A 25,415-nucleotide genomic window follows, 5' to 3' on the forward strand; every position below is an offset into this window, starting at 1 on the left:
CTCGGGCTGGGTGCGGCGGGCACCGCCACGGCCGCCCCCTGTTCGGGCCCGTCGTCCGGCAGCCGGTGACGGTGGTCTGGCCCTCCGGCCCGGTCAGGGGGTGTGGAAGCGGACTTCCGGTGCGTCGGCGCTCGGCCCGTCGAGGAGGGGCTGGGGCGTGCCCCGCAGGTGCAGGTCGAGGAAGGCGGCGACGTAGCGGCGGGTCAGCTCGACGGAGCGGGTGCCGGGCAGCGGGGCTCCGGGGTCGGCGGGCAGGCCCAGCCCTTCGCCGATCGCCGGGAAGTCGGAGAAGGTGAAGTGGCCGGAGCCGGTGAAGGTGATCCAGCGCTTCCATCCGTCGAGCAGGGGCCAGTCCCGGTCCCAGCTCGGGTTGCCGCCGGGCGCGCGTCCGTCTGCGCCGACCAGCAGGAAGGGGCGCCCGCCGAGGCCGGCTGCGGGGACGGGCGTCGCGAGTCCGCCGTCGAGGTCGATCCCCGCGCGGATCCTCGGATCGGTCGCCATCGCGGCGGCCGCCGCGGCGCCGCCTATCGAGTGGCCGGCCATCGCGATGCGGTTCCCGTCGATGAGTCCGGAGTGGCGCCAGGCGGGGTCGCGGCCGGTCAGACGGTCCAGGAGGAACGACACGTCCCGGGCGCGGTTGTCGCTGACCGCCTGCATGGGGGTCCCCGCCTCGGTCCTTTCGCAGGCCAGGCACTCCAGCACCCGCCCGCCCGGGAAGGCGGTCCCGACGCTCTCGTACGCGTGGTCCACCGAGGCGACCACGTACCCGCGGGAGGCCAGCTCCTCGGCGAGCGCGGTGAGGGTGGAGCGGTGGACCGTGAAGCCCGGGGAGAGGACGACCAGGGGGTACTTCCCGGCGACGGGGCGGGCGCCCGACCGGGAGTGGGTGACGGTGCCGGCCAGTGTCCCGGCCGGGACCACCCCGTCCAGCCCGCGGTCGGCCAGCAGCAGCCGGGCCTCCTCATGGGTGAGGTAGCGCGCGGTACTGCCGGTGTCGCGGCGGGCCGGGTAGCGCATGGTGACCATCAGCTCCCGCGGCCCGGAGCGGGCCCAGGGGTCGGTGCGGCTGCGGTCGACGAGGTGGAGGGTGTCCTGTCCGACGGCGAATCGGCCGGTGGGGCGCGGGAGTTCGGGTGCGCCGCGCCGGCTCTCGGTCGCGGCCGCCGGTGCCTCGGCGGCCGCGGCCGTGCCGGCGGCGGCGAGCGGGAGGGGGAGCAGGAGGGCCAGTAACGCGGCCGCGGCGGCTGTTCGGTGACGGTTCATCCGGTTTCGGTTCACGAGCCGAACCTACGGACCGGCTCCTGCCGGATCATCCGCTCCCGGGATGATCCCGGGGTCCCACCGCAGGAGGTTTCCCGGTCATTCGGAGGTCGCAGGCACGCTGATCGAGTCCAGCTGTCCCCTCAGGTAGACGTGGGAGTCGACCGGGTCGTGCGCCACCCGGCCGATGGGGGCGGGCAGGGACTCCACGCGGGTGTGCGCGTCGCACTCGTAGAAGTAGACCAGGGAGATCAGCTCCTCGGCCGGGCTGTCCGCGGGCGGCGGCAGCACCCGGTGACGGCCGGCCCGCCAGCGGTCGCCCGTCCAGCGGGCCATGAGGTCGCCGATGTTCACGGTGAGCGCCGCCGGGTCCCAGGGCGCGTCCTGCCAGCCGTCGGCGTCGGTGTGGATCTGGAGTCCGCCCGCGCCGAGCTGGCGGTCGAGGACCGTGACGGTGCCGAAGTCGGTGTGGGCGCCGATGCGGAACTGGCCGGGCAGCGCAGGGCCGACGGTGTCGGTGCCCGGGTACCAGTTGAGGTTGAACCCCCAGGTGGGGTGCGAGGTGTGGCGGGTGAAGTGGTCCCCGGCGAGTCCGAGGGCCGTGGCCAGCAGCTCCAGCAGTTCGTCGGAGAGGGCCCGCATCAGGCCCAGGTACTCCTCCACCAGCGGCCGCAGCGCGGGCACCTCGGCCGGCCAGGTGTTGGGCCGGAACCATTCGGCGTCCACGGAGGGGATCCCGGTGGGCTCGTCGGCCGCGAAGGACCAGGACTCCTTGAGGTCGGGCGGCGAGGGCTCCCCCTCCGCGTAGCTGTTGGCCTCGGCACCCGGTCCGAGCCAGCCCCGCCCGCCGACCGTGACGGCGTACGGCTGTTTCACGGCGGCCGGGAGCCGGAAGAACTCCCCCGCCGCCTCTCGGATCCGTGCGGGCAGCGCCGGGTCCACGCCGTGCCCGGTGACGAGCAGGAATCCGGCCGCGCGCAGGGCCTCGTCGACGCGGGCGGCCGTACGGGCCCGGGCGTGCGGGTCGCCGGACCGCCAGGGCCCGAGATCGATCACCGGAACGACGGGAACCACGGGAATCGCGGGAGCCGCGGGCACGGCGGGAGCAGCGGGAGCCGCGGGATCCTGGGGACCGACCATGGGAGACCTGCCTTCCGGGGGTGCGGGTGCGCGTCCGGGACCGAGGCTAGCGCCGCACGCAACAGGGCGGGATCACCACGGAGCGTGATTCTCGGCCACTTCTCGTATACGAAGGGGGCGGTCGACCGAGTGGGTCGTCCCCAAAAGGACCAGAATGGGACCAGGGGTGTGCGAGGGATGGAGCGAGCGGTGGAGATTTCGACGCGGGAGGTCTTCGGGGCACCGTGCTGGGTGAGTCTCATGGCCCGCGACCTCGACACGGCGCAGCGTTTCTACGGTGCGGTCGCGGGCTGGGAGTTCCGGCGGGCCCGCCTCGGCGAGGCGTTCTCGGTGGCGCTGCTGGACGGGGTCCCGGTGGCGGGCATCGGTGCACTCGCCGGGGACCTGGCGGTCCCGGTGGCCTGGACCCCGTACTTCGCCGTCGACGACGCGGACGTGGCGGTGGACCGGATCCGGGAGCGCACGGGCACGATCGCCGTCGGTCCGGTCTCCTTCGAGTCGGGCGGCCGCGGGGCCCTGGTGGCCGACCCCGACGGAGCGGTCTTCGGGATCTGGGAGGGCGACGTGGCCGCGGACTGGCGGGTGGGCAAGGGCCCGGCGCCGGCCTGGCTGGAGCTGCGCACCAGGAACGCCCTGGACGCGGCGATGTTCTACGGCGCGGTACTGGAGTGGGCCACCGAGCGCCCCGGCTGCTGCGAGGTCAGTTACGAGGAGGACCAGGTGGTGCTGCGGCAGGACGGGGTGCCCGTCGCCCGGCTCAACAGCGGCCCGGTGGAGCTGGCCTCCTACTCCCCGCACACCCGGCCGCGCTGGCACGTCCACTTCCGGGTGCCGAAGCTGCAGCCCGCGATCGAGGCGGCCGTCGCGCTCGGCGGGCGGCCCGTCTCGGACATCGTGTCGAACGCGGAGGAGCGGTGGGTGACGCTCCGCGACCCGGACGGGGCCCTGTTCACCCTCACCACCACCCTCGGGTCGGACGCGCACTGAGTTCAGCCGAGGACGGCGAGCACCCGGTCGGGGGTGAGGGGCAGGCTGCGCAGCCGGTGTCCGGTGGCGTGGCGGACGGCGTTGCCGATCGCGGCGGCCACTCCGACGATGCCGATCTCGCCGATGCCCTTGGCTCCGAGCGGGCCCACGTGTGCGTCGTGCTCCTCGATCCAGTGCGCCTCGATGTCGGGTACGTCCGCCTGCACGGGCACGTGGTAGGCGGCCAGGTCGCTCTGGGCGAAGTCGCCGTAGGCCGGGTCGACCGTGCTGTGTTCCGTCAGGGCCATGCCGAGGCCCATGACCATGCCCCCGATGAACTGGGAGCGGGCGGTGGCCGGGTTCAGGATGCGCCCGGCCGCGTAGACCCCGAGCAGGCGGTGCGCGCGTACCTCGCCGGTGACGGTGTCGACCCGGACCTCGGCGAAGTGGGCGCCGAAGGAGTGGCGGGCGTACGGGGGCTTCGCCTTGGCCGCCGCGGTGGTGTCGGCCGTCGCGGACAGTCCCTCGGGCGGCAGCGGCCCGTGGTGGCGGGCCAGGCGGGCGGCGAGCGCGGTGCAGGCTTCGTGGACGGCCCAGCCCCAGGAGGCGGTGCCGGCGGAGCCGCCGGCCAGCGGGGCCGCCGGGAGCCCGGTGCTGCCGATGGCGATGGTGACGGAGGAGGCGGGGACCCCGAGGGCGTCGGCGGCCACCTGGATCAGGACGGTGCGGGCGCCGGTGCCGAGGTCGGTGGCGTTCAGCTCGACGAGGTGGCCGCCGTCCGGCCGGGCCTGCGCGCGGGCGGTGGAGGGGGCGATCCAGACGGGGTAGGTGGCACAGGCGACGCCCACCCCGCACAGCAGCGGGCCTTCGCGGCGCGGTGTGCGCAGGGCGGTCCAGCCGAACCGGTCCGCGCCCTCGCGCAGGCATGCGACGAGGTGGCGGCTGCTGAAGGGGAGACCGCTGTCCGGTTCGACGGTGGGCTCGTTGCGGATGCGCAACTCGACCGGGTCCATGCCGAGGGCGTCGGCGAGTTCGTCCATGGCCGATTCCAGGGCGTACATGCCGGGGGTCTCGCCGGGGGCCCGCATCCAGGAGGGGGTCGGGACGTCCAGGGGGACGATGCGGTGGCGGGTGCGGATGTCCGGCACGGCGTACATGATCCGGGTGGGCACGGCGGACTGCTCGACGAACTCCCGCACCCGGGAGGTGTGGCTGGTGACCGTGTGGGTGAGGGCCGTGAGGGTGCCGTCGGGGCGGGCGCCCAGCGCGATCCGGTGCAGGCTGGGCGCGCGGTGCCCGACCGTGGCGGGCATGTGGCGTCGGGGCAGGGCGAGGGTGACGGAGCGGCCGGTGTGCAGGGCCGCCATGACGGCCAGGACGACGTGGGGGCGTGGGGTGCCCTTGCTGCCGAAGCCGCCTCCGACGTGTTCGGAGCGGACCTCGACGTGGTCCTCGGGCAGGCCGAAGAGCGCCGACAGCGCCTTGCGTACGATGCCCGTGCCCTGGCAGGAGTCGTACACGGTCAGCCTGCCCGGCCCGGGGTCCCAGACGGCGGTGGCGGCGTGCGGCTCCATGGGGTGGTTGTGCAGCGGCGGCACGGTGTACGCGCAGTCGATCCGTACGGGTGCGGCCGCGAGCGCCGCGTCCGGGTCGCCCTGCTCGCGGAGGCCCGGGTAGCCGCCGTTGACCTCCTCGGGGGTGCGGGCGGCCGGGTGGTCCTCGTACAGGACGGCGTCGTGCGGCTCGGTCTCGTACTCGATGCGCAGCGCCTCGGCGGCGGCCCGGGCGCCTTCCGGGGTGTCGGCGACGGCCAGGGCGACGTACCAGCCGCGGTGCGGGACGGCCGGGTCCTGGAGGACGTGGAGCGTCGGGTCCTCCCAGGGGCCCAGGCGCGGCGCGGCGAACGGGGTGAGGACGGCGATGACGCCGGGGAGGGCCAGGGCGGCGGCCGTGTCGACCGCGGTGACGCGTCCGCGCGCGATCGCGGCGGGGACGGGCCAGGCGTGGGCGCAGCCGGGCGGGACGTGGTCCGAGGCGTAGCGGGCGGCGCCCGTGACCTTCTCCGGTCCCTCGGCGCGGACGGAGGGGGTGCCGAGTGCGGGGTGCGGGGGCATGGGGGCTGCTCCTGTTCGAGACGGCCTACGCGCTGGTGTCCCGGGCAAGTGAGCCGAGCACGTCGCAGGCGAGGTTGCGGGCCAGTACGACCTTGAAGGCGTTGTCCCGCAGGGGCCGGGCCTCCGCCAGCTCCGCATCGACCGCCCGCCGGAAGGTCGCGGGGGTCGGTTCGGCCCCGGTCAGCGCCCGCTCGGCCGCGGTGGCCCGCCAGGGCCGGTGGGCGAGCCCGCCGAAGGCGAGGGCGGCGCGGCGGACGAGGCCGGTTTCGGCGTCAATGTCGAGGACGGCGGCGACGGAGGCGAGCGCGAAGGCGTACGAGGCCCGGTCGCGGGCCTTGCGGTACCGGGAGCGGACTCCGGGCCCGGCGGCGGGCAGCAGCACCCCGGTGATGATCTCGCCGTCCCGGATCTCGGTGTCCTGCTCGGGCCGGTCCCCGGGCAGCCGGTGGAAGGCGGTGGCCGGCACGGTGCGGGTGCCCTGCGGCCCGTACAGCTCGATGACCGCGTCGAAGGCGGCGAGGGCGACGGCCAGGTCCGAGGGGTGGGTGGCGACGCAGTGGGTGGAGTGGCCGAGCACGGCGTGGTCGCGGTGGACCCCGTCGAGCGCGGAGCAGCCGGTGCCGGGCTCCCGCTTGTTGCACGCCTTGGAGAGGTCCTGGAAGTAGGTGCAGCGGGTGCGCTGGAGGAGGTTGCCGCCGGTCGTGGCGACGTTGCGCAGCTGCGCGGACGCCCCGGCGAGCAGGGCCTGGGCGAGGGCCGGGTAGCGGGCGCGTACGAGGGGGTGCGCGGCCACGTCGGCGCCGCGGGCGGTGGCTCCGACGTGCAGGGCGCCGCCGGGGCGTTGCTCGATGGCGCCGAGGGGCAGCCGGGAGATGTCGACGAGGGTGCCGGGGGTCTCGACGCCGAGTTTCATGAGGTCCACGAGGTTGGTGCCGCCGGCGAGGTAGCGGGAGCCGGGGTGGGCGGCGTGGGCCTCGGCGGCTTCCCGGAGGGTGGCGGCCCGTACGTAGCCGAAGGGCTTCACCGGGCCACGTCCCGTACGGCGCGGACGATCGCGGGATAGGCGCCGCAGCGGCAGAGGTTGCCGCTGAGCCGTTCCCGGGTCTCGGCCTCGGTGAGGGTGACGGGGCCGTCGGGGTCGGCGGCGGCCTCGGCGAGGGCGCCGACGGCGGAGCAGAGCTGGCCGGGTGTGCAGAAACCGCACTGGAAGGCGTCCCGTGCGGCGAACGCCCGCTGGAGTGCGGCGCCGGTCGCGGTTGCGGCGAGCCCCTCCACCGTGGTGATTCCGGCGCCGTCCTGGGCGACCGCGAGCAGCAGGCAGCTGCAGACCCGCCGTCCGTCGAGGAGGACGGTGCAGGCTCCGCACTGGCCGTGGTCGCAGCCCTTCTTCGCCCCGGTGAGGCCGAGGCCGTCGCGGAGGGCGTCGAGCAGGGTGGTGCGGTGGTCGAGCTCCAGGGCGTGCTCGGTGCCGTTGACGTGCAGCGTGACCGGGGTGCGGGTGCGCGGCGCGGCGTTCTCGCCGGGGTCGGTTGGGCTCACCCCCACAGGTTCGCCGAGGGGCTGGGCTCCGGCATCCGTGGTCGGCCATTCGCGTACGGCGGGGGTCGGCGTCCGCGCGCGGGTGACGCTCGGTGACGGTTCGAGATGCGTGCGTGCGGCGGTGCTGATTCGCTGGGTCCGCCCGCTCTCCCCGACTGATCCAAGGAGCGATCATGAGCGTTTCAGGCGAGTCCCGCGGCCGGTCCCAGCAGATGCGCATGAAGGCCAAGGAGCTGAACGACGCGGCCGAGCGTTCGACCGACCCTGAGGAGCGCCGCCGGCTGAAGGAGAAGGCGCGCCGCCTGCAGGAGCAGAGCGAGCAGGAGGGCCGTATGGACGACCGGGGCATGGACCCCATGTAGTCCTTCCCCTCCCCCTGCCGTGCCCCGGCCGGGGGGGGGGGGGGGGGCCCCCGCCGCCGCCCGCCCGCCGGGCGGGGGGGCGCCGGGGGGGCGGGGGGGGGGGCCGCCGGGGGATGGGCCCCCTTGTAGGCGTCCCCCCCCCCCTCCCGGCCCCCGCCCGGCGCCCCCCGCGCCCCCCCCCCGGGCGCCCCCCGGCCGGGCCGGTTTCCTCGCGCTGTCCGTGCAGGGCGCCGGCCGGTGCCGGCGCCCTGCTGCGCTACTGCGCTACTGCGCTACTGCACGCGCGGTACGTGCTGGGTGACGCAGTGGACTCCGCCGCCGCCCCAGGCCAGGGTGCGTGCCGGGGTGCCGACCACCTGGCGTCCGGGGAAGAGCGACGCGAGCTGGGCGAGGGCGAGCGCGTCGGCCGGTTCGCCCGAGAGCGGGACGACGACGCTGCCCGAGGTCAGGTAGTAGTTGGTGTAGCTGAAGGTCTCCACCAGCAGCCCCTTGTGCCGGAAGTGCGGCTGGTGCTCCATCTCCACCACCTGGAAGGGCCTGCCGCAGGCGTCGGTCGTGCCGTGGAGCACCGCCTTGTTCGCGGCCATCCGGGCGTGGTTGGGGTCGGCCGGATCGGGCTGGGTGTGGAGCAGGATCCTGGCCGGCCCGAGGTAGGCGGCGACGAGGTCGACGTGGCCGTTGGTGATGTCGTCGTGGTGGAGCCCGTACGGCAGCCAGACGACCTTGCTCGCCCCGTACGAGGCGAGCAGTTGCGCTTCGATCTGGGCACGGGTCATGCCCGGGTTGCGGTTGGGGTTGAGGAGGCATTCCTCGGTGGTGACGAGGGTGCCCTGGCCGTCGGTGAGGACCGACCCGCCCTCCAGGACCATGCCGACCTGTGTGCGGGGGTCCCCGAGGTGGGCGCAGACGCCGACGGGGAGGAAGTCGTCCTTGTCGTACGGGTACTTCCCGCCCCACCCGTTGAAGCCGAAGTCGACGCCGGTGCGGTGCTGGTTGCCGGGGTCGACCACGAAGAGCGGCCCGGTGTCCCGGGTCCAGCAGTCGTTGACCGGGTACTCGATGACGGTGACCGAGCCGCCGCACTGGCGGCGGGCCTCGGCGGCGGTGCCCGGTTCGGCGACCATGATCACCGGCTCGAAGCGGGCGATCTCCCGGGCGATCCCGGCGATCTCCGCCTGGACGTCGGCGAGCAGCGCGCCCCAGCCCACCGTCCGGTCCCAGGGCCACGCCATCACGCAGCCCGCGTGCGGCGCCCATTCGGCCGGTGCGTGGAGCGGGGCCGCGCTCTCCTCGGCGGAGGCGGTGCGGGCGAGCAGGGGTACGGCGGCGGCCGCGAGTGCGGCGGCGCCGAAACCCCGGCGCGTCATGCGCGGAACGCTCGCGGGTGGCAGGTCCATGACATTACTCCTTCGATGTGAAGCGGATGCCGAAATCAAGGGGGAGCTGCGGATCAGGGGCGGATCGGATCAGGGGCGGATCAGGGGCGGTCGGCGGCGAGGACTCCCCCGCCCTCCCCGGCCGCCGGTGCGGTGCGCAGCGCGTGGTGGGGCTTCTTCACCGCGAGGTAGAGCAGTCCGGCCGTGATCACCGCGCCGGTGCCGATCAGACCGGCCCAGACCTGGTACCAGGGGGCCCCGGGCGGCGCCAGAACGGCTCGCGGCCAGCAGACGTTGACGACCTCGAAGGCGGTCCAGAGCACGGCCAGGACGTTCAGGAAGGTGCCCTTGCGCCCGAGCCGGATGTGCCCGGAGGGGACCCAGGTGCCCCGCAGCCGGGCGATGAGCGCGGCCAGCGAGACCAGGAAGAACGGCAGGAAGGTGGCCGCGGTGCCGAAGGCGATCAGGCTGCCGATGGCGGTCGCGTTCAGCCCGAGCAGCAGGCCCGTACAGCTCACGAGGGTGGAGGCGATCAGGCCGCCGATGGGGGCCTGGCGGCGGTTGACCTTGCGCACGTGACGGGAGAGGGGGAAGCCCCCGTCGCGGGCCAGCGAGTACACGCCGCGCGCGGCGCCGCCCTGGGAGGCCATGGCGCAGGCGAGGAACCCGACCAGGACCACGGCGACGAAGGGCTTGTCCGACCAGGAGCCGAAGGCGGTGCTGACGGCGGTCGTCACCGGGTCGAGGTCCTCGCCGGCGACGACGGCCCGGGGCGAGGGGTGCGCGAGGGCCACGGCCATCGCGTTGAGGATGACGACGAGGCCGACGCTGAGCAGCGCCCACCACATGGCGCGCGGCACCTGCCGGCCGGCGTCCTTGGTCTCCTCGGCTGTGGAGACGCAGGCGTCGAACCCGATGAACCCCCAGCCCGCCACCGCCAGTACGGCGAGGAAGGCCATCGTGGTCGATCCGCCGGACAGCTCCTCGGCGCCGAGGGTCTCGGTGAAGAGGGCGAAGCCGTGTTCGCGGAAGAAGAGCAGGAGCGCGAAGCCGACGAGTACGGAGGCGATGGCCTCGGCGGCGATGCCCAGGGAGACGAACAGGCTCAGGATCCTGATCCCGTACGCGTTCACGAGCATGCACGCCAGCAGGATCCCGGCGGCCACGGCGACCATGGCGCCCGGTGTCGGGGTGGCGCCGACGAGGGCGAAGACCCAGGGGGCCGCCAGGTACGCGACGGTGGTGTTGCCGAACATGACGGCGAACTGCCACACCCAGCCGCTCATCCAGCCGAAGGACGGGCCGAGCAGCCGGCGCCCCCACTGGTAGGGCCCGCCGGCGAGCGGCCACTGGGAGGCGAGCTCGGAGTAGACGTTCACGACGAGGCACTGGCCGAGCAGCACGATCGGCAGCGCCCACACCCAGGCGGGCCCGGCGATCATCGTGCCGACCATGGAGACGGCGTACAGGGCCACGACCGGCGAGACCACGGCGAAGCCCATGCCGATGTTGCCGAGGATGCCGAGGCTGCGGTTCAGCTCCTGGGTGTAGCCCAGGTCGGTGAGCCGGGCCGCGTCCGTGTCGGGGCGGGGGGAGGGAAGGTCTGGCATGCGTACCTCTCACGGTGCCGGGGCGCGCAGGGGCGGCCGGCGCGTCCCGGCAACTAAATCTAACGTTGTTAGGTTGCGGGAATGCGGGGACCTTAACCCGCCCCGGACCCCAGGGGAAGACCCTGCCAACGGGTAACCTGGCGGCCACGAACGAGGGGGATCACACGTGGGCCGACCGAACCAGCCGCTGCTCAGCCGCGGGAACATCGCCCGCGCGGCCCTCGAGCTCCTCGACGAGGAGGGTCCCCAGGCCCTCAAGATGCGCACGCTCGCCGACCGTCTCGGGGTCAGGGGCGCATCGCTGTACCACCACGTCGCGTCCAAGGAGGACGTGCTGGACGCGGTCTCGGAGCTGATCAACGAGGAGATCGACCTGAGCCCGCTCGACGGGCCCGACTGGCGCGAGGGGATCGCCGCGTACGCGCGCGGCTACCGCCGCGTGTACCTGCGCCACCCGAACGCGATCGCGCCGGCGGCCCGCCGCCGGGTCGAGGCGGACCGGGCACTGCGCGGCTACGACGCCCTGCTCGCCGCCCTCGTCCGGGCGGGCTGCACCCCGGCGCGGGCCGCGGAGGCGGCGGCCGCCGTCGACTACCTGGTCCTGGGCTCCGCACTGGAGACCTTCACGGCGGGCTTCACCCGCCCCGCCGCCGAGTACCGGCCCGCGTACCCGGCGCTCGCCGACTCCCTCGCCGGGGCGGCCGCCACCGGGGAGGGCCTGGCCTCACTCGACGACCGCGGCTTCGAACTGGGCCTGCGCCTCCTCCTCGACGGCCTGGCCGCCGGGGCCGGGGCCACGGGCCGCTGACACCCCCGGAGCACCCGTGCCCGGCATGTGAGAACCATTACCTTCTCTCCCTAATCGGACATTTCCGTGGTCATGATGGATGACCTCAACCGTCATCTACGCGCCCCTGCCGCGGCCTGCGAGCCGCCCGGCGACCGGTCGGCGCCACAAGGAGAGATGTGCGACCTGCGGGCAGCTGGACAGGTAACTGGCGGATCGCCGCGATGACGACGGGCGGCGCCCTGGCCCTCGGGCTGGGCGGCCTCTACGTCGCCGGACTCGCGGCCGGGGACGACATCGCCCCGGGCACCCGGGTCCGCGGCGTGGACATCGGCGGCATGAGCCCGGCGGCGGCCGAGCGCAAGCTGACCGACGCACTCGGGCCGCGGGCCACCGAGCCGGTCGCCGTGCGCATCGGCGACCGCGTCGAGGAGGTCGCCCCGGCTGCCGTCGGGCTGTCCCTGGACACCGCCGCGACCGTCGACCGCGCCGCCGGCCCGGGCCCCGGGCCGTTCGGCGTCATCGGCCGGCTCTTCGCCTCCGGCGACCCGGACCTCGAGCCCGTGGTCCGGACGGACGAGGAGGCCGCCCGCGCCGGGGTCGACCGGCTCCGCGAGAGCACCGCGCAGCCGGTGCGCGACGGATCCATAGGCTTCGACGCCGGCAGGCCCCGGGTCGTGGCCGCGCAGACCGGCGTCACCCTCGAACGGGACGGGGTCTTCGACACCCTCCGGGACGCCTACCTCCCCTCCCGCCCGGCCGACGGCCCGGTCGAGCTGCCGGTCCGGCGCACCGAACCGCGCGTGGGGGCCGACGAGACCGAGCGGGCCCTGCGCGAGTTCGCGGAGCCGGCGGTCTCCGCTCCCGTCACCCTCACCGTGGCCGACACCCGGGTACCCGTCAGCCCCGTGGTCCTCGGCGAGCACCTGAAGATGAAGGCCGACCAGGCCGGCCGGCTCGTACCGGCACTGGACTCCGGCGGCCTGCTCGCCGACCCCGCCGTGGCCGGCCCCCTCGGGGAGGCCGTCGGGTCCCCGCGCGACGCCGTGCTCGGCCTCGACGCGAACGGCCGCGCCGTGGTCACCGAGCCCAGCCGCTCCGGGCACGAGGTCACCGAGGCGGCCCTCGGCCGGGCCGTGATGCCGCTGCTGACCCGCTCGGGCGCCGACCGGAGCGCCGTCGTGGCCACCACGGCCGTCCAGCCGCAGCTCACCGACGCCGAGGCCGAGCGCCTCGGCGTCAAGGAGAAGCTCTCCTCCTTCACCGTCCAGTTCCCGGCCGCCCCGTACCGGTCCAAGAACATCGGCCGCGCGGTGGAGCTGATCAACGGCTCGGTGGTCATGCCGGGCCGGGAGTGGAGCTTCAACCGCACGGTCGGCGAGCGCACCAAGGAGAACGGCTTCGTCGACGGCATCATGATCAACGACGGCCGGTACGTGAAGTCGCCCGGCGGCGGCGTGTCGGCGGTCGCCACGACGATGTACAACGCCGTGTTCTTCGCCGGCCTCAAGCCGCTCGAGCACGGGGCGCACTCCTTCTACATCGAGCGCTACCCGGAGGGCCGCGAGGCCACCGTCGCCTGGGGCACCCTCGACCTGCGGTGGCTCAACGACTCCGGCCACCCCGTCTACGTCCAGGCGCAGTCGACCGACACCTCGCTGACGATCACCCTGCTGGGGACGAAGAAGTACGACGAGATCCGCGCGACCAAGGGTCCGCGGACCAACGTCACCCCGCCCGCCAAGCACACGGACCCCGGCGAGAAGTGCGAGGCCCAGACGCCCCTGGAGGGCTTCGACGTCAAGGTCGGCCGGATCTTCGTCAAGGGCGGCCAGGAGGTGAAGCGGGAGGAGTACTCCACCCACTACACCCCGCGCGACGAGGTCGTCTGCGAGCCCGCCCCGGCGCCCTCCACGACACCGGGCGCCGACCCGACGCAGGCCGCGCCGGCCCCGGGTGCGGCCTAGCACTCGGCTGCCCCGTCACCACCAGTAGACGGGGTAGGCCGGGGCCTTCCGGCGCACGCGGGAAGCGGCGCAGCCGGTCAGGACGAGCAGGACGGTCGCGCCGAACAGCAGGGGCACGAACCGGCCGGGGGCGGGCGTCTGGAGCACGACGATCACGGCGGTGGCCACGGCCGGCGAGTGCGGGGTGCGGGCGAGCATGTTGAGGCCGAGCGTGAGACCGGCCGCCACTGCGGCGGCCCAGGCGCTGCTGCCCGCCGCCGCGAGCACGGCGTAGCCCGTGGCGCTGCCGAGCAGGTGGCCGATGACCACGTTGCGCGGCTGGGCGAGCGGCAGGTGGGGAGCGCTGTGGACCAGTGCGGCGCTCGCGGCCAGCGGGGGTATCAGCACCGGTTCGTGGATCATCGCGCCGATCGCGACGAGGCCCAGCAGGACGGTGGTCGCCGCCGCGATGCTGTGCAGGGCCGCAGCCGGGGCGGGCCGGGCCGGGGCCCGCACGGTGAGCCCCGGCCACCGGCGCGCGGGAGCGCTGTCGAACGCCGGGGCGGGATCGGCGGCAGTGGCTGTCGGGGCGGGCGTGGGCTGCGGGCGGAGCGCGGCGTTCGTACTCATGTCAGCGGTTTCCGGGCAGGCGGCCGCGCAGCGGCCGGGGAGGGCAGGACGACGCCGGGCAAGGGTGGTGCCGGGACGGGTGCGGATGCCCCCGGGGCTGCGGTGGACCGGGGACATTTCAGACGACCCTACCTGGCGGGTACCCGGCAACCGCCGCCGAGGGGGGTGACTTTGCTCCTACGCGAAGGCCGGGAGCGGGCGCAGGCGGACGGGGAGCCCGGACCTTGAAGTGGAGGCGTGCGCCCTCGGGGCCCCCGGTACGTCCCGCTGATCGCAGTCGCCGTGCTGAGCCCGGGCGGGACGCCCGGCTGCACGCCGCCGCCTCCGCAGGCGCAGCCGCGGGCGCAGGTCGCGAGGCCGCCGCGCACGTGCTCGCGGCTTCTCCTCCGACGGCGGCTGGTGCGTTCTAAGGGCGGTGCCCGGCCGCCGACCGGTGCGCTACGGGGAAGTCGAAGTAGGTGTCCGGGAAGAGCTCGGGCTTGTGCGTGAAGTGCCACCATTCCTCGGGCAGGTTGACGAATCCCTCCGCGGCCAGCGTCGTCTTCAGCAGCAGGCGGTTCGCGCGCTGCGCCCCCTGGACGCGCGGGTCGTCGGTGTGCGACAGCGTGTCGAAGCAGTCGAAGCCCGTTCCCATGTCCACGGAGTTGTCCGGGTACCGCTCCGCCTGCGGCGCGTAGCAGGGGGCGGAGTCCTGACCCGGCGCCGGCGGGGGCGCCGGGACCGCCGGGAGCGGGACGATGGTGAGGTCCGTGGTGCTGCCCCGGCTGTGCCCGGACTTCTCCGCGATGTAGCCGTCCTCGAACAGGCGCGTCTTGTCGACCCGCGGATAGAACTCCGCCTTCCGCCTCTCGTCTGCCAGGTCCCCGGCCCACCGGACGAAGTGGTCGACGGCCCGCTGCGGCCGGTAGCAGTCGTACACCTTGAGCGAGTACCCCTGGGACAGGAGGCGCGTCTGGGCCCGGTGCAGGGCTTCGGCCGCCGGCCGGGTCAGGATGCAGACGGGCTGCCGGTAGCCGTCGATCCGCTCGCCGATGAAGTTGTGCGCCGACGCGTAGCGCATCTCCTGGATGATCGTCGGGTCGACGGAGCGCAGCGGGACGAACTCCCGGGGCGCCCGGGGCTCCGGGGTCCGGGCGGCGGCCTCGGCGCCGAGGGCCGGGGCCGGGGCCGGGGCCGGGGCCGGGGCCGGGGCCGGGGCCGGGGCCGGGGCCGGGGCCGCAGCGAAGAGGGCTGCGGCCCCCGCGGTCACGGCGAGGCGCGTCCATACCGAGATGGTCATCGGGTGCTCCCTGGGTCGGGTCCGTGGGTCGCCGGCGTGGCCACGCGCCCGGCCCGGACCAGTGCCGCGCCCAGGCCCGTGTACGGCGCGACGCCGCCACGCGACCCCGCCTTCATGAGGGCGATCCTCACCCCGCCAGTCTGGCGGGCTCCCCCGGCCGGGCGCGCGCCGCACCGCGCGGCCGCCGTGGAAATCCTCCCAAACAGCTCGCCCACGGGCCGTGCTGACGAGCCGTCATGGTCACCCGCTAGAGCCGGACGCTCCACGCGGCCGTGGAGCGGAGGGTCCGCATGATCTTCGGGTCGCGCACCGACGGGGTGCGGTCCTCGGCCGTCACCGACAGCCGGTGGGTGCGGAGGTCGAAGAGCCGGAGTTCCGCCACGGACACCTCGGTGCGGCCCTCGAAGCGCTTCAGCTCCTTGCCGTCGAGGTACCACCGCACCGTCAGCCGGCGTCCGTCCGCGCCCTCCAGGGCCGGAACGGCCGCCTTCGCCCTGTCGCGCCACCGCAGGGTGCGGTCGGTCGGGGTGAGTGCGGTGACGATCCTGGCGTGCTGGTAGAAGCCGGCGATCATCGCCTCGGTGCCGGGCAGGTTGAACGGCTTCCCCAGCACCCGCATGATCGAGTTGTCGGTGGGCCGGTACAGCCCGGTGACGTAGTAGCCGCCGCCCTCGTACGCGCCGACCGTGCCGCCGTCCGGGGACTGCTCGCCCAGCCAGCGGTACCACTTGGCCCGCTGGGCCGCCATCCGGTCGGCGTCGAGGCCGGAGATGTTGGATTCGCCCGGCTCGGGGCCGGTGTACTTCTCGTAGTCCGGCACGCCCGGGTAGAAGTACTCGTCGGCGAGCTTGCCCAGCGAGTGCCCGGTCTCGTGGATGGCGACCTGGCCCGACTTGGGGTGGCCCGAGGAGGCCGTCGAGATCCCCTCGTAGCCGAGGGCGGCGCTGCGCTCGTTGTAGCCGGCGCCGCCGTACTTGGCGCTGTTGGCCAGCACGATGACCAGGTCGGCCGCGGGCGCCTTGGCCACGTACGCGTCGACCTTGGGCTGGTCGATGCAGAGCAGCCGCTCGATGTCCTCGCACCAGAAGTACGAGCCGAGGGCGGTGTCGCGCACCGTGGCCCGGTCCGGGTCGCCGGTGACGCCGGAGTCGTGGGAGACCGCGTCGACGGTCCATACGTTGAAGAGGTTCCGGTAGGTGGTGTACGGCTCGACGGCCGTCACCTCGGCCCATTTCTGCGCCGCGTCGGCGTGGAAGCGGTCCAGTTCGGCGGCGGTGTAGCCGTCGCCGATGACGACGACGTCGAGGCGGTCGGCGGTGGGGCCGTTGTCGACCAGCTTCGCGACCTCGCCGTCGGCGGCCCGTTCGGCCGGGGAGAGCCCGCCGGCGGTCTTCGCCGGTCCCGCTCCGCCCGGCGGGACCAGGGCGTGCCCGGATCCGGCGTCGCCGCCCTGTTCCGGTCCCGGTATCTCGACGGTCACCCGGGTCTTCGCCGGTGGCTCGCCGTTCGCGGCGCGGGCAGGGCCCGCCGCCACGAGAACGGCCGCCGCACAGGCCGCCGCGGCGACCGCGCGCAGGCCGGCGCGCGCGCCGGGGCGTCGGCTGACGTCCATGAAGTCCTCCCCCGTGAAAGGCAGTTAAGCAGTCTGTTAAATCTGCTGAAGCAGCTGCTTAAACTAGGCGGGGTGCCGGGGCCTGCGCAATGGCCCACTCCCCCTGAATACTGGGGAGTTCGAGCAAACAGGGAGTCTCCATGGACGAACCGGCCCTCATCGGGCGCAGAGTTCAACGTCTGCGCAGCGAACTCGGCCTGACTCAGCGTCAGCTGGCGGAGCCTTCCTACACCTCCGCCTACATCTCCACGCTGGAGTCGGGCAAGGTCCGCCCGTCCGAGACGGCGTTGCGCTTCCTCGCCGGGCGCCTGGGCACCTCGTACGAGGAACTCACCACGGGCCGGCCCGCCCACCTCGCGACCGAGCTGCGCCTCGCCCTCGCCGACGCGCAGCAGACCCTGGCCACGGGCGAGGCCGACGAGGCCGCCGACCGCTACCGGGGCCTGCTGGCCCGGGCGGAGGAGCTGGCCCTGGTTCCCGAGCAGGCGGAGGCCCGGCTGGGGCTGGGCGAATGCGCGCTCGAGTCCGGCGAACTGGCCGATGCCATCACCCACTTCGAGGGGGCCGAGCGGCTCCTGGCCGACGAACCGCTCCCCCGCCGGGCCCGCCCGATCCGGGGTCGCGCCGTCGCGCACCTGCTCTCGGGCGAGCTGCGCTACGCCTGCTACCTCCTGGAATCCACCATCGACGAGCTGGGCGCGAGCGGGCTCGCCGATCCCGAGGCGCTGGTGCTGCTCTACGCCGCGGTGATCGGGCCGTACATCGACATGGGCGCCCACGCGCGCGCCGCGCACGCCGCCGAGCTGGCGCTCGCGCTGGCCCCGCAGGTCGGCGATCCGGCGCTGGTGGCGGGCATGCACCGGCAGGTGGCGCGGACGTTCCTGGCGGAGGGGCGGGTGGCCGACGCCGACGCGTCCCTCGCCAAGGCCCAGGCGATCTACGGGCAGTTGCGGCTGCGGACCGATCTGGCGCACTGCCACTGGATGCGCGGCTACGTCCAGGCCCAGAACGGCGAACTCGCCTCGGCGGAGCAGGAGCTGCGCACGGCCCGGGACATGCTCTCGGCCCGGCGGGCCGCCCTGTACACGGCGCAGGTGGAGGTGGAGCTCGCCGACGTACTGCGCCGGCTCGGCCGGTACGAGGAGGCGGCCGGGCTGCTGTCGGCGCTGCTGGAGCTGGGCGAGCGCCACGGAGCGGTGCACGCGGGCGGCGCCCACCGGCTCCTCGGGCTGATGGCCGAGGAGCGCGGCGAGACCGATGCCGCCGAGCGGCACTACGTACAGGCGCTGGCCCTGCTCGAGCGCAGCGGGGCGACGGGCGATCTGGCCGACCTGTGCCGGCTGCTGGGCGATCTGCTGCGGCGCACGGGCCGGGTGGAGGCGGCGCTGGACGCCTACCGCACCGGGCTCGGGCACCGTGCGGCGCCGGGCACCACCACGCTGGGCCCGGCGCCCGCGGCGCTCCCTCCGGTCAGTGGTTCTCCGTGGGCCGGAGGTCGTGCGGAATGAGCGTCCAGGTGGTCGCCGCGGCGGCGACCGCGAGGGCGCCGGCCATGAGGAACGCGGGCGTGATCGCCAGGGTGTAGGCGTGCGAGGCCGCGTCGATCAGGGTCTGGCCGACCGCGCCGCCGAGCCGTTCGGCGGTGTGCGCAGCCTCGCCCACGGAGTCCCGTACGGCGGCCGCGGTGGGGCCGTCCAGGTCCAGGGCGGGCAGGTTGCCGCGGTAGAGCGCGGCGGCCGTGGAGCCGAGGATGGCGACGCCCATGGCCGAGCCGAGTTCGTAGCAGGTCTCCTCGATCGCGGCGGCGCTGGAGACCTCCGCCGCGGGGGCGGCGGAGATCAGCGTCACCGAGGCCACCGTGGTCGCCGTGCCGGCGCCGAGGCCCATGACGGTCAGGGCGGCGGCGAAGGCGGGATAGCCGAGGTCGGTGAACTGCTGGAACACCCAGGGCAGGGCCATTCCGGCGGCGAGCACGACCAGTCCGGCTCCGAGCACGTGGCGGATCGCGAACCGCTGCATGAGGGTGGGAGCCACCATCGAGGCGGCGATCAGCGCGAGCGGTGCGGGCAGCAGGCGCAGCCCCGCCTCGAGCGGGGTGTAGCCCTGGCCGTACTGGAACCACTGGGTGACGAGGAACAGGATCGCACCCATGCCCACCATCGGCAGGAAGATCGCGGTGGCGGCGACGCTGAAGGCGGGCTTGGCGAACAGCCGGACCTGGAGCAGCGGGTGCGGCACGCGCAGCTGGCGGCGTACGAAGACGGTCAGTGCCCCGGCGGCCACGAGGAGCAGGGCCCACGGCAGCGGGTCGGCGACGCCGCCCTTGCCGAGCTGCTTGATGCCGCCCGCGAGGGCGAGCATGCCGACGACGGACTGGCCGACGCCCCACCAGTCCCAGGCGCCGGTGGTGCGCGGGGCCCGCGATTCGGGGAGGTAGCGCAGGCCGGCCACGACGATCACCGCGGCGACGGGGAGGTTGAGGAGGAAGGCGGAGTGCCAGCCGTAGTCCTGTACGAGCAGCCCGCCGATGACCGGGCCGAAGGCCATGCCGCCGCCGAAGACGGCCGCCCAGACGGCGAGGGCGAAGGCGCGTTCCTTGGCGTCGGTGAAGACGCTGCGCAGGATCGACAGGGTGGACGGCATGATGGCCGCGCCGCCGACGCCGAGCAGGGCACGGGCCGCGATCACGTGCCAGGCCTCGGTGGACAGCACGGCGATGAGGGAGGCCAGGGAGAAGATCCCGAAGCCGGCCATGAGCAGCCGCTTGCGGCCCCAGCGGTCGCCGAGGGCGCCCGCCGTGACGAGCAGGCCGGACAGGGCGAGCGCGTAGACGTCGATGATCCACAGCTGCTGGACCGCGCCCGGCTGGAGGTCGCCGACGAGGGAGGGGAAGGCCACGTTGAGGATCGTGGTGTCCATGGAGATCAGCAGGAGACTGCCGGAGAGGATCGCCAGGACGATCCACCGGCGGGGGTCCTGCGTGGGGGTGTGCATGGGAATCCGTTCAGGGTCGAGCGGGGCTCGGGGTCGGGGGTTCGGAGTTCGGGGTTCGGCCGCGCGCTAGGCGGTGGGCCGTGCGCCGCCGAGGAAGGAGGTGAGGACCAGCCGGCCGATCTGGCGGGGCGCGAGGTGGCCGTCGCGCACGCCCTCGGCGGCGGCGTCGAGCAGGCCCCAGAGCGAGTACCAGATCCAGTACGGCGGGAGGTCGGCGCGCAGCCGGCCCAGCCGCTGGCCGAGCTCGAGGAAGGCGAGGGCCCGCTGGTCCTGCCGGTCCACGCCGGCCCGGAACTCCGGGTCGGCGAGCACGGTGGCGTCGCGCGAGGTGAAGCCGTACAGGTGCGCGGCGGGCAGCAGGGCGACGACCAGTTCCTCGAGGGCGGCGTCGAAGGCGGCCCCGTCGGCGTCCTGCGGGAGATCGGCCGGGGTGAGGCAGGTGTCGACCACCTCGATGGCCCGGACGGCGACGGCCTTCAGCAGGGCCTCGCGGGTCGCGTAGCGGCGGCTGAGGGTGGCGCGGCTGGTGCCGATGCCCGCGGCGATCTGCACCATCGAGGCGCTGTGGTCGCCGGCGAGGACACGGGCGGCCGCGTCGAGCAGTTCTTCTTCGCGCACGTTCGTGAGAATCCTTCACCTCAAGTGATACAAAACTGTCTCACACGAGGCGAAGAAGGTCCACTCCTGGTGCCTGTCTTCCTATCCGGTCACGCGGTGCCGGGCCGACGGCCGGGCCTCACTCCCCGTTGGTGCGGGCACGGGCGCCCTCGCGGGTGCGGGACGCCGTCTGGGCGCGCTGCGGGTGGCGGCGCACGTACTCGTGCTCCAGCTCGTTCATCCGCTTGGTGTGGGTGACCAGGGCGTCGTCGGACCCGTGCAGCAGGGTCTCGTGGCGCGTGCGGTGGATGGCTTCCAGCTCCTTGAGGAGCCGGCCCTCCTCCAGCTTGCTCGCCGACGGACCGCCGTCGTGCTCCGTCATGTCGCGTGCACCTCCTCGGCACGAGTCCTGCGGACTTCGCCCCCGTTCTCCATCATGCGCCGCCGGGGCCCCGGCCGCCGATCTCCGCCACGAGGGCGCCGCAGAAGGCCTTGAGGTCGCGCGGCCTGCGGCTGGTGATCAGGGTGGCCGGCGCCGCGCGGCAGACGTGGACCTCCTCGTCGACCCAGGTGCCGCCGGCGTTGCGGATGTCGGTCGCGAGGCTGGGGTACGAGGTCAGGGTCCTGCCCCGCAGGACGTCCGCCTCGACCAGGATCCAGGGGGCGTGGCAGATCGCGGCGACGGTCAGGCCCGCCTCGAAGAACCCCCTGACGAACGCGACGGCCCTCCGGTCCGTGCGCAGGGCGTCGGGGTTGGCGAGGCCGCCGGGCAGCACCAGCGCGTCGAAGGCCTCGGCCGGGTCCTCGCCGAGGACGTGGTCGACGGCGTGGGCCCCGGCCTTCTCGAGGTGGTGGTAGGCGCGGATGACGCCCGGCTTGGTGGAGACCAGCCGGGGGATCCAGCCCGCCTCCAGTACGGCCTTCCAGGGCGCGGTCAGTTCGACTTCCTCGACGCCCTCGGGCGCCATCAGGAACGCGATGCGCATGCGGGTGGCCTCCTTCCCTCCTCCCAGGGTGCCCGGCCGGGCACGACCCGGGCGCGCGGAAGGCTGCGAATGGGGGGTGCGGCGACCAGGGCGGCCGCGCAGCAGGTGCTGATCACGGCGCCCACGAGGAGCAGGCGGTGGACCCCGAAGAACGCACTGGCGGGTCCGGCGAGCGCCTGGCCGAAGGGGATCGCCAGGACCGAGCCGGCGATCTCGTAGGCGGTGACCCGGCCCAGCCGGTCCGCCGGGATCTGCGTCTGCACGGCGGTGGCCCACTGGACGCCCCAGAACGCCCATCCGATCCCGCTCAGCCCGTACCCCAGCAGGAGCAGCGGCAGCTCGGGGACCAGTGCCGCTGCCAGCGGCATCAGCGGGAACAGGAACATCGCGAGTCCGCCCGCGAAGAGCGGTCGGGCGGGCCGGATCCGGATCGCGACCAGGCCGCCGAGCACGCAGCCGGCCCCGAAGGCGCTCTCCGCGTAGCCGAACGCCGCCTTGCCGTGGGCCTCCATGACGGAGACCGCGCCGAGGGGTGTGACCGGGCCCCAGACGAGGACTCCCAGGACCCACCAGATCAGGATGACCCCCCACATCCAGGACCGGGAGCGGAATTCGGCCCAGCCGGTCCGCAGGTTGGCGAGGGTGGACGCGGACCGGTCGACCTCGGACCGCGGCAGCCGCAGCGCCGCGAGGCAGACGGCGCTGAGCGCGAAGGTGGCCGCGTCGACCGCGAACACCGCGGCGGCCGAGGTGAACGCGACGAGCAGCCCGGCCAGTGCGGGACCGGCCATGGTGGCGATGCCCTGGCCGACCCGCAGCACCCCGTTGGCCCGCTGCGTGTCCTCGGCGACCTGGGGCACCAGACCGGCGACACCCGGCTGGAACATCGCGGTCGCGATCCCGCCGAGCACCGCGCCGCCGATGATGAACCAGAGGGGCGGGTGGCCCAGCCGGAGCCAGGCGGCGAGACCGGCCTGGAGCAGGCACCGGACCGCGTCCGCACCGATCATCAGCGGCCGGGGGTGGAACCGGTCCGAGAACACCCCGCCGAAGACGACGAAGAGGGCGAACGCCCCCATCCAGGCGCCCAGCGCGAAGCCGACCCCGCTCACCCCGTGGCCGAGCGCGAGCATCGCGACGGCCATGGCGACCGGAATCATCGTGTCGCCCACCACGGACAGGGTGCGGGCGGTGACGTAGAGGGTGAAGTTCCGTGCCGGAAAACGGGACTTGGCGGCAGAAGTGGTCGAGACCATTCGCGCATCCTCCGCCGCGGACCCCGCCCGGTCAAGCGCTTTGACGGCAGTCGGTAGACAGCGTCTACTCCCTGCTGGTAGACAGTGTCTATGGACGACCGGGAGAGACCGCTCCGGGAGCGGCTGATCGACGTGGGTGTGGAGCTGGTGACGACCGAGGGCACCGCCTCCCTCGGACTGCGGGAGATCGCCCGCCGGGCCGGGGTCTCGCACGGGGCGCCGCGCCGCTACTTCCCCACCCACCACTCGCTGCTGTCGGCGATCGCCCGTCGGGGGTTCGCCGATCTCGGCGCGCGGTTCGCGGCGGCGTGCACGGGGGTGCCCTCCCCGCGCGGGCAGGTGCGGGCGCTGGGGGCCGCGTACGTCGGCTACGCGCTGGAGCAGCGCGGGATGTTCGAGCTGATGTTCCGTCACGACCTGCTCGACAGTGCGGGTCGGGAGCCCACGGGCGAACCGCGGCTGCGGGAGTCGACGCTCCCGCTGTTCGGGCTGCTCACCTCGCTCGTCTCGCGCTGCGGGGCGGCCGAACCGGCGGTCACGACCGCCGCGCTGTGGGCCAACCTGCACGGCGTGGCGCAGTTGTGGGGCTCGGGCAGTCTGCCGCTGATGGTGGCGGACGAGGGGATCGCCGTCGGGCGGCTGGTCGAGGCGGCCCTGGACGCACACCTCGGGCCGGACCCGGGGCCGGACCTCGGGCCCGGCCCCGGCGGGGTCCCCGGGAGCCCCTCGTGAGGCCCCGGCTCGCGCTGCTGGTCAGCGTGGCCGGCGCCATGATCGTCGCGCTGGACGGCACCGTGCTGAGCGTGGCCCAGCCGAGCCTGCGGCGTGACCTCGGGGCGAGCCTGGCGGAGGTGCAGTGGACCAGTACCGCCTATCTGCTCGCCGTGGCCGCGTTCCTGGTCGTCGCCGGACGGCTCGGCGACCGGTACGGGCACACCCGGCTGCTGCTCACCGGCGTGCTGGGCTTCGCCGCGGCGTCGGCGGGCATCGCGTACGCGCCCGGCGTGGGCTGGGTGATCGCACTGCGCGGCGCGCAGGGCGTGTTCGGGGCGCTGCTCCAGCCCGCGACGCTGGCGCTGCTGCGGCTCGCCTACCCGCCGGAGCGGCTCGGCACTCCGGTCGCGGTGCGGACCAGTGCGATCGGGGTGGCCGCCGCGGCCGGTCCGCTGCTGGGCGGTGCACTGGTGGGGCAGTGGGGCTGGCGGGCGGTGTTCGTGGTCAACGTGCCGGTCGCGCTGCTGATCGCCGTGCTCACCCTCGCCGTACGGGCACCCGCTCCCCCGCGCGAAAGGTCCGGGCGGCTCGAGTTCACGGGCTCGGCCCTGCTCACGGTGGCGCTCGCGGGGTTCGTGCACGCGCTGGTGGGGGTGCCCGCGTACGGGTGGCTCTCCGGGCCGACGCTGGCGGGGCTCGGCGGGGCGGCGGCGCTCGCGGTGCTGTTCGTGCGCCGTGAGCTGCGGGCCGTGCAGCCGCTGGTGCCGGCCGCCGTGGCGCGCTCGGTGCCGGTGGCCGCCTCGATCGGGCTGCTGCTGGCCGTGTCCGCGGGGCTGTCCGGGGCGCTGTTCACGGCGACGTTCCGGCTCCAGGACGTACAGGGGCTCGATCCGCTCGGCACCGGGCTGCGGGTGCTGCCGCTGACGCTGGCCATGGTCGCGGGGGCCCCGGTGGCCGGGCTCGCCCTGCGCCGGTTCGGGCCGCGTCGGACCGCGCTCACCGGTACGGGGCTGGTCGCGCTCGGCATCGCGGGGCTGGGCTCGGCTTCCGGGGTGGCCTTCGGGGTGTTGGGCGCCGGGTTCACCACCGTGATGGTCACCGCCACCGGGACCGTGGTCGGGGAGGCCCCGGCCGGGTACGCGGGGGTGATCGGCGGGCTGAAGCAGACGGCGATGAACGTCGGCCCGGCGCTGGGCATCGCCGTCTCGGCGGGCGCCGGGGCGGGCGGGCTCTCCCTCGCGGCACTGGCCGCGCTGACCGTCGTGGGACTGGCGCCCGCGTCACTGCTGCCCGGGCCGGGCCGCGCGGGCCGTGCAGCTGCGGGCGACCTCGCCGGCGAAGACCAGGGCGGGCGGGGAGAGGGCGGACCAGCGGCGGACCGCCCAGCCGACCGCGAGGGGCGGGAGGGCCGGGACGGGGACCAGGCGCAGCGGGCCGTCGGTGCCGGGCACCCGCCAGCCGGGCAGCGCGGGCACGACGGCGTGGCCCAGGCCCAGCTCGGCGAGTAGCAGGGCCGTGTCCCAGTCGGCCACGCTGGTGTCGGAGCGGACCCGGATCCCGGATTCCGCGAGGGCGGCGTCGAGGTGGGCGCGGGAGGCGGAGTTCTCCGGGAGCCGGATGTGGCGGATCGCGGCGAGGTCGGCCGGCTCGATGCGGTCGCGGGCGGCGAGGGGGTCGTCGGCGCCGACCGCGAGCACCCAGGGCAGGCGCATGACGGGACGCTGTTCGATGCCGCGGACGGGCGCCCCGATGGTGATCCAGGCGAGGTCGAGGTCGTCGGCGGCGAGGGCGTCGAAACAGCTGCGGCTGGAGTTCTCGGTCTGGAACTCCAGGCTCACCTCGGGGTGGCGGCGGCGGAAGGTGACCACGGCTTCGGACATGAAGTGGCGCACGGTGGTGGCGCCCGTGGTGATGCGCACGGTACCGCCGCCTCCCCGGGTGAGGTCGCCCAGGCGGCGCAGGGCGCCGTCGAGACCCGCGATCCCGTCGGCGGCGGCCGCCTGCAGGATGCGGCCCGCCTCGGTCGGGACGACGCCCCGGGCGTGGCGCTCCAGGAGGCTCGTGCCGGTCTGCTTCTCCAGCCTGCGGACGTGCTGGCTGACGGCCGACTGGGTGCAGCCGAGGTCACGGGCGACGGCGCTGAGGCTGCCCGCACGGCAGACGGCCACGAACACGCGGAGATCATCCAGGGTCACGGCCTCCAAGGTATCGCTTGGATGCGGGGAGCAAATCGGAGGATTGACTTGG

At 74.6% G+C, this 25,415-nt stretch carries 22 protein-coding genes and 1 pseudogene; 7 read left to right on the forward strand and 16 right to left on the reverse strand.

The window, feature by feature from the left end; all coding sequences use genetic code 11:
* Positions 1 to 93: 93 nt before the first annotated feature.
* Positions 94 to 1,263 carry an alpha/beta hydrolase family protein gene (locus ACIGFK_RS17395; protein ID WP_400052610.1) on the reverse strand — a complete coding sequence of 390 codons (1,170 nt, stop codon included), beginning with the start codon at positions 1,261 to 1,263 and terminating at the stop codon, positions 94 to 96.
* A gap of 96 nt (positions 1,264 to 1,359) precedes the next feature.
* A complete protein-coding gene (locus ACIGFK_RS17400; protein ID WP_386473019.1) occupies positions 1,360 to 2,316 on the reverse strand; it encodes an isopenicillin N synthase family dioxygenase in 957 nt (318 codons plus the stop codon).
* Between the two features lie 324 nt (positions 2,317 to 2,640).
* On the opposite strand from ACIGFK_RS17400, the gene ACIGFK_RS17405 reads away from it, so the two are divergent.
* Complete coding sequence (locus ACIGFK_RS17405) at positions 2,641 to 3,387, forward strand: VOC family protein (protein ID WP_376658168.1); 747 nt, start codon at positions 2,641 to 2,643, stop codon at positions 3,385 to 3,387.
* A gap of 2 nt (positions 3,388 to 3,389) precedes the next feature.
* Here the strand turns inward: ACIGFK_RS17405 and ACIGFK_RS17410 are convergent, their stop codons facing one another.
* Genes ACIGFK_RS17410 through ACIGFK_RS17420 form a run of 3 tightly spaced genes read right to left on the reverse strand, consistent with a single transcriptional unit; the run spans position 3,390 to position 7,019 of the window.
* Entirely contained in the window at positions 3,390 to 5,480 is a 2,091-nt protein-coding gene (locus ACIGFK_RS17410; RefSeq protein ID WP_400052462.1) for a xanthine dehydrogenase family protein molybdopterin-binding subunit, read from the reverse strand.
* A 25-nt stretch (positions 5,481 to 5,505) separates the two neighbouring features.
* The gene (locus tag ACIGFK_RS17415) at positions 5,506 to 6,504 is read right to left on the reverse strand and encodes an FAD binding domain-containing protein (RefSeq protein ID WP_376658163.1); all 999 of its coding nucleotides are present in this window, start codon (positions 6,502 to 6,504) and stop codon (positions 5,506 to 5,508) included.
* On the reverse strand, positions 6,501 to 7,019 hold the full coding sequence (locus ACIGFK_RS17420) for a (2Fe-2S)-binding protein (protein ID WP_376658164.1): 519 nt from the start codon (positions 7,017 to 7,019) through the stop codon (positions 6,501 to 6,503). The genes ACIGFK_RS17415 and ACIGFK_RS17420 overlap by 4 nt, the downstream gene beginning before the upstream one ends.
* A gap of 173 nt (positions 7,020 to 7,192) precedes the next feature.
* Here ACIGFK_RS17420 and ACIGFK_RS17425 point away from each other — a divergent pair, with 173 nt between their 5' ends.
* Entirely contained in the window at positions 7,193 to 7,381 is a 189-nt protein-coding gene (locus ACIGFK_RS17425; protein ID WP_376658165.1) for a DUF6381 family protein, read from the forward strand.
* 272 nt (positions 7,382 to 7,653) lie between these two features.
* Here ACIGFK_RS17425 and ACIGFK_RS17430 read toward each other — a convergent pair whose 3' ends face one another.
* Positions 7,654 to 8,778, reverse strand: a complete 1,125-nt coding sequence (locus tag ACIGFK_RS17430) for an agmatine deiminase family protein (RefSeq protein ID WP_400052465.1) — start codon at positions 8,776 to 8,778, stop codon at positions 7,654 to 7,656.
* 80 nt (positions 8,779 to 8,858) lie between these two features.
* Positions 8,859 to 10,367 carry an APC family permease gene (locus tag ACIGFK_RS17435; protein WP_386469919.1) on the reverse strand — a complete coding sequence of 503 codons (1,509 nt, stop codon included), beginning with the start codon at positions 10,365 to 10,367 and terminating at the stop codon, positions 8,859 to 8,861.
* Between the two features lie 166 nt (positions 10,368 to 10,533).
* Here ACIGFK_RS17435 and ACIGFK_RS17440 point away from each other — a divergent pair, with 166 nt between their 5' ends.
* Both ACIGFK_RS17440 and ACIGFK_RS17445 read left to right on the forward strand, forming a co-directional pair.
* Positions 10,534 to 11,175: a TetR/AcrR family transcriptional regulator gene (locus ACIGFK_RS17440; RefSeq protein WP_376659178.1), complete on the forward strand. Its 642-nt coding sequence runs from the start codon at positions 10,534 to 10,536 to the stop codon at positions 11,173 to 11,175.
* A gap of 158 nt (positions 11,176 to 11,333) precedes the next feature.
* Complete coding sequence (locus tag ACIGFK_RS17445; protein WP_400052468.1) at positions 11,334 to 13,121, forward strand: VanW family protein; 1,788 nt, start codon at positions 11,334 to 11,336, stop codon at positions 13,119 to 13,121.
* A gap of 15 nt (positions 13,122 to 13,136) precedes the next feature.
* Here ACIGFK_RS17445 and ACIGFK_RS17450 read toward each other — a convergent pair whose 3' ends face one another.
* From ACIGFK_RS17450 to ACIGFK_RS17460, 3 genes are all read right to left on the reverse strand, one after another.
* Positions 13,137 to 13,730: an HPP family protein gene (locus ACIGFK_RS17450; protein ID WP_386469926.1), complete on the reverse strand. Its 594-nt coding sequence runs from the start codon at positions 13,728 to 13,730 to the stop codon at positions 13,137 to 13,139.
* A gap of 406 nt (positions 13,731 to 14,136) precedes the next feature.
* Positions 14,137 to 15,009: a M15 family metallopeptidase gene (locus tag ACIGFK_RS17455; protein WP_400052470.1), complete on the reverse strand. Its 873-nt coding sequence runs from the start codon at positions 15,007 to 15,009 to the stop codon at positions 14,137 to 14,139.
* Positions 15,010 to 15,256: 247 nt separating this feature from the next.
* On the reverse strand, positions 15,257 to 16,621 hold the full coding sequence (locus tag ACIGFK_RS17460; protein WP_376659174.1) for a M64 family metallopeptidase: 1,365 nt from the start codon (positions 16,619 to 16,621) through the stop codon (positions 15,257 to 15,259).
* A gap of 140 nt (positions 16,622 to 16,761) precedes the next feature.
* On the opposite strand from ACIGFK_RS17460, the gene ACIGFK_RS17465 reads away from it, so the two are divergent.
* Positions 16,762 to 18,129 carry a tetratricopeptide repeat protein gene (locus ACIGFK_RS17465; protein WP_376659173.1) on the forward strand — a complete coding sequence of 456 codons (1,368 nt, stop codon included), beginning with the start codon at positions 16,762 to 16,764 and terminating at the stop codon, positions 18,127 to 18,129.
* Here ACIGFK_RS17465 and ACIGFK_RS17470 read toward each other — a convergent pair.
* From ACIGFK_RS17470 to ACIGFK_RS17490, 5 genes are all read right to left on the reverse strand, one after another.
* A complete protein-coding gene (locus tag ACIGFK_RS17470; protein WP_400052473.1) occupies positions 18,092 to 19,615 on the reverse strand; it encodes an MFS transporter in 1,524 nt (507 codons plus the stop codon). The genes ACIGFK_RS17465 and ACIGFK_RS17470 overlap by 38 nt on opposite strands.
* 66 nt (positions 19,616 to 19,681) lie before the next feature.
* Positions 19,682 to 20,233, reverse strand: a complete 552-nt coding sequence (locus ACIGFK_RS17475) for a TetR/AcrR family transcriptional regulator (protein ID WP_376659171.1) — start codon at positions 20,231 to 20,233, stop codon at positions 19,682 to 19,684.
* A gap of 118 nt (positions 20,234 to 20,351) precedes the next feature.
* The gene (locus ACIGFK_RS17480; protein ID WP_376659170.1) at positions 20,352 to 20,594 is read right to left on the reverse strand and encodes a DUF6158 family protein; all 243 of its coding nucleotides are present in this window, start codon (positions 20,592 to 20,594) and stop codon (positions 20,352 to 20,354) included.
* Positions 20,595 to 20,646: 52 nt separating this feature from the next.
* Positions 20,647 to 21,198: a type 1 glutamine amidotransferase domain-containing protein gene (locus ACIGFK_RS17485; RefSeq protein WP_376659169.1), complete on the reverse strand. Its 552-nt coding sequence runs from the start codon at positions 21,196 to 21,198 to the stop codon at positions 20,647 to 20,649.
* Positions 21,180 to 22,454, reverse strand: a complete 1,275-nt coding sequence (locus ACIGFK_RS17490) for an MFS transporter (protein ID WP_386469939.1) — start codon at positions 22,452 to 22,454, stop codon at positions 21,180 to 21,182. Before ACIGFK_RS17490 ends, ACIGFK_RS17485 begins: the two co-directional genes overlap by 19 nt.
* Before the next feature lie 90 nt (positions 22,455 to 22,544).
* Between ACIGFK_RS17490 and ACIGFK_RS17495 the strand changes: the two genes are divergently transcribed.
* Positions 22,545 to 23,186 (forward strand): TetR/AcrR family transcriptional regulator, encoded by a 642-nt coding sequence (locus ACIGFK_RS17495; protein ID WP_376659167.1) that lies wholly within the window; start codon positions 22,545 to 22,547, stop codon positions 23,184 to 23,186.
* Between the two features lie 38 nt (positions 23,187 to 23,224).
* Positions 23,225 to 24,304 (forward strand): annotated as a pseudogene (locus ACIGFK_RS17500) (MFS transporter); the annotation flags it as partial.
* A 144-nt stretch (positions 24,305 to 24,448) separates the two neighbouring features.
* Here ACIGFK_RS17500 and ACIGFK_RS17505 read toward each other — a convergent pair.
* A complete protein-coding gene (locus tag ACIGFK_RS17505; RefSeq protein ID WP_376659166.1) occupies positions 24,449 to 25,363 on the reverse strand; it encodes a LysR substrate-binding domain-containing protein in 915 nt (304 codons plus the stop codon).
* Between the last annotated feature and the right edge of the window lie 52 nt (positions 25,364 to 25,415).

It is taken from the genome of Streptomyces sp. NPDC085524, from assembly GCF_044541755.1.
Taxonomy (GTDB): Bacteria; Actinomycetota; Actinomycetes; order Streptomycetales; family Streptomycetaceae; genus Streptomyces.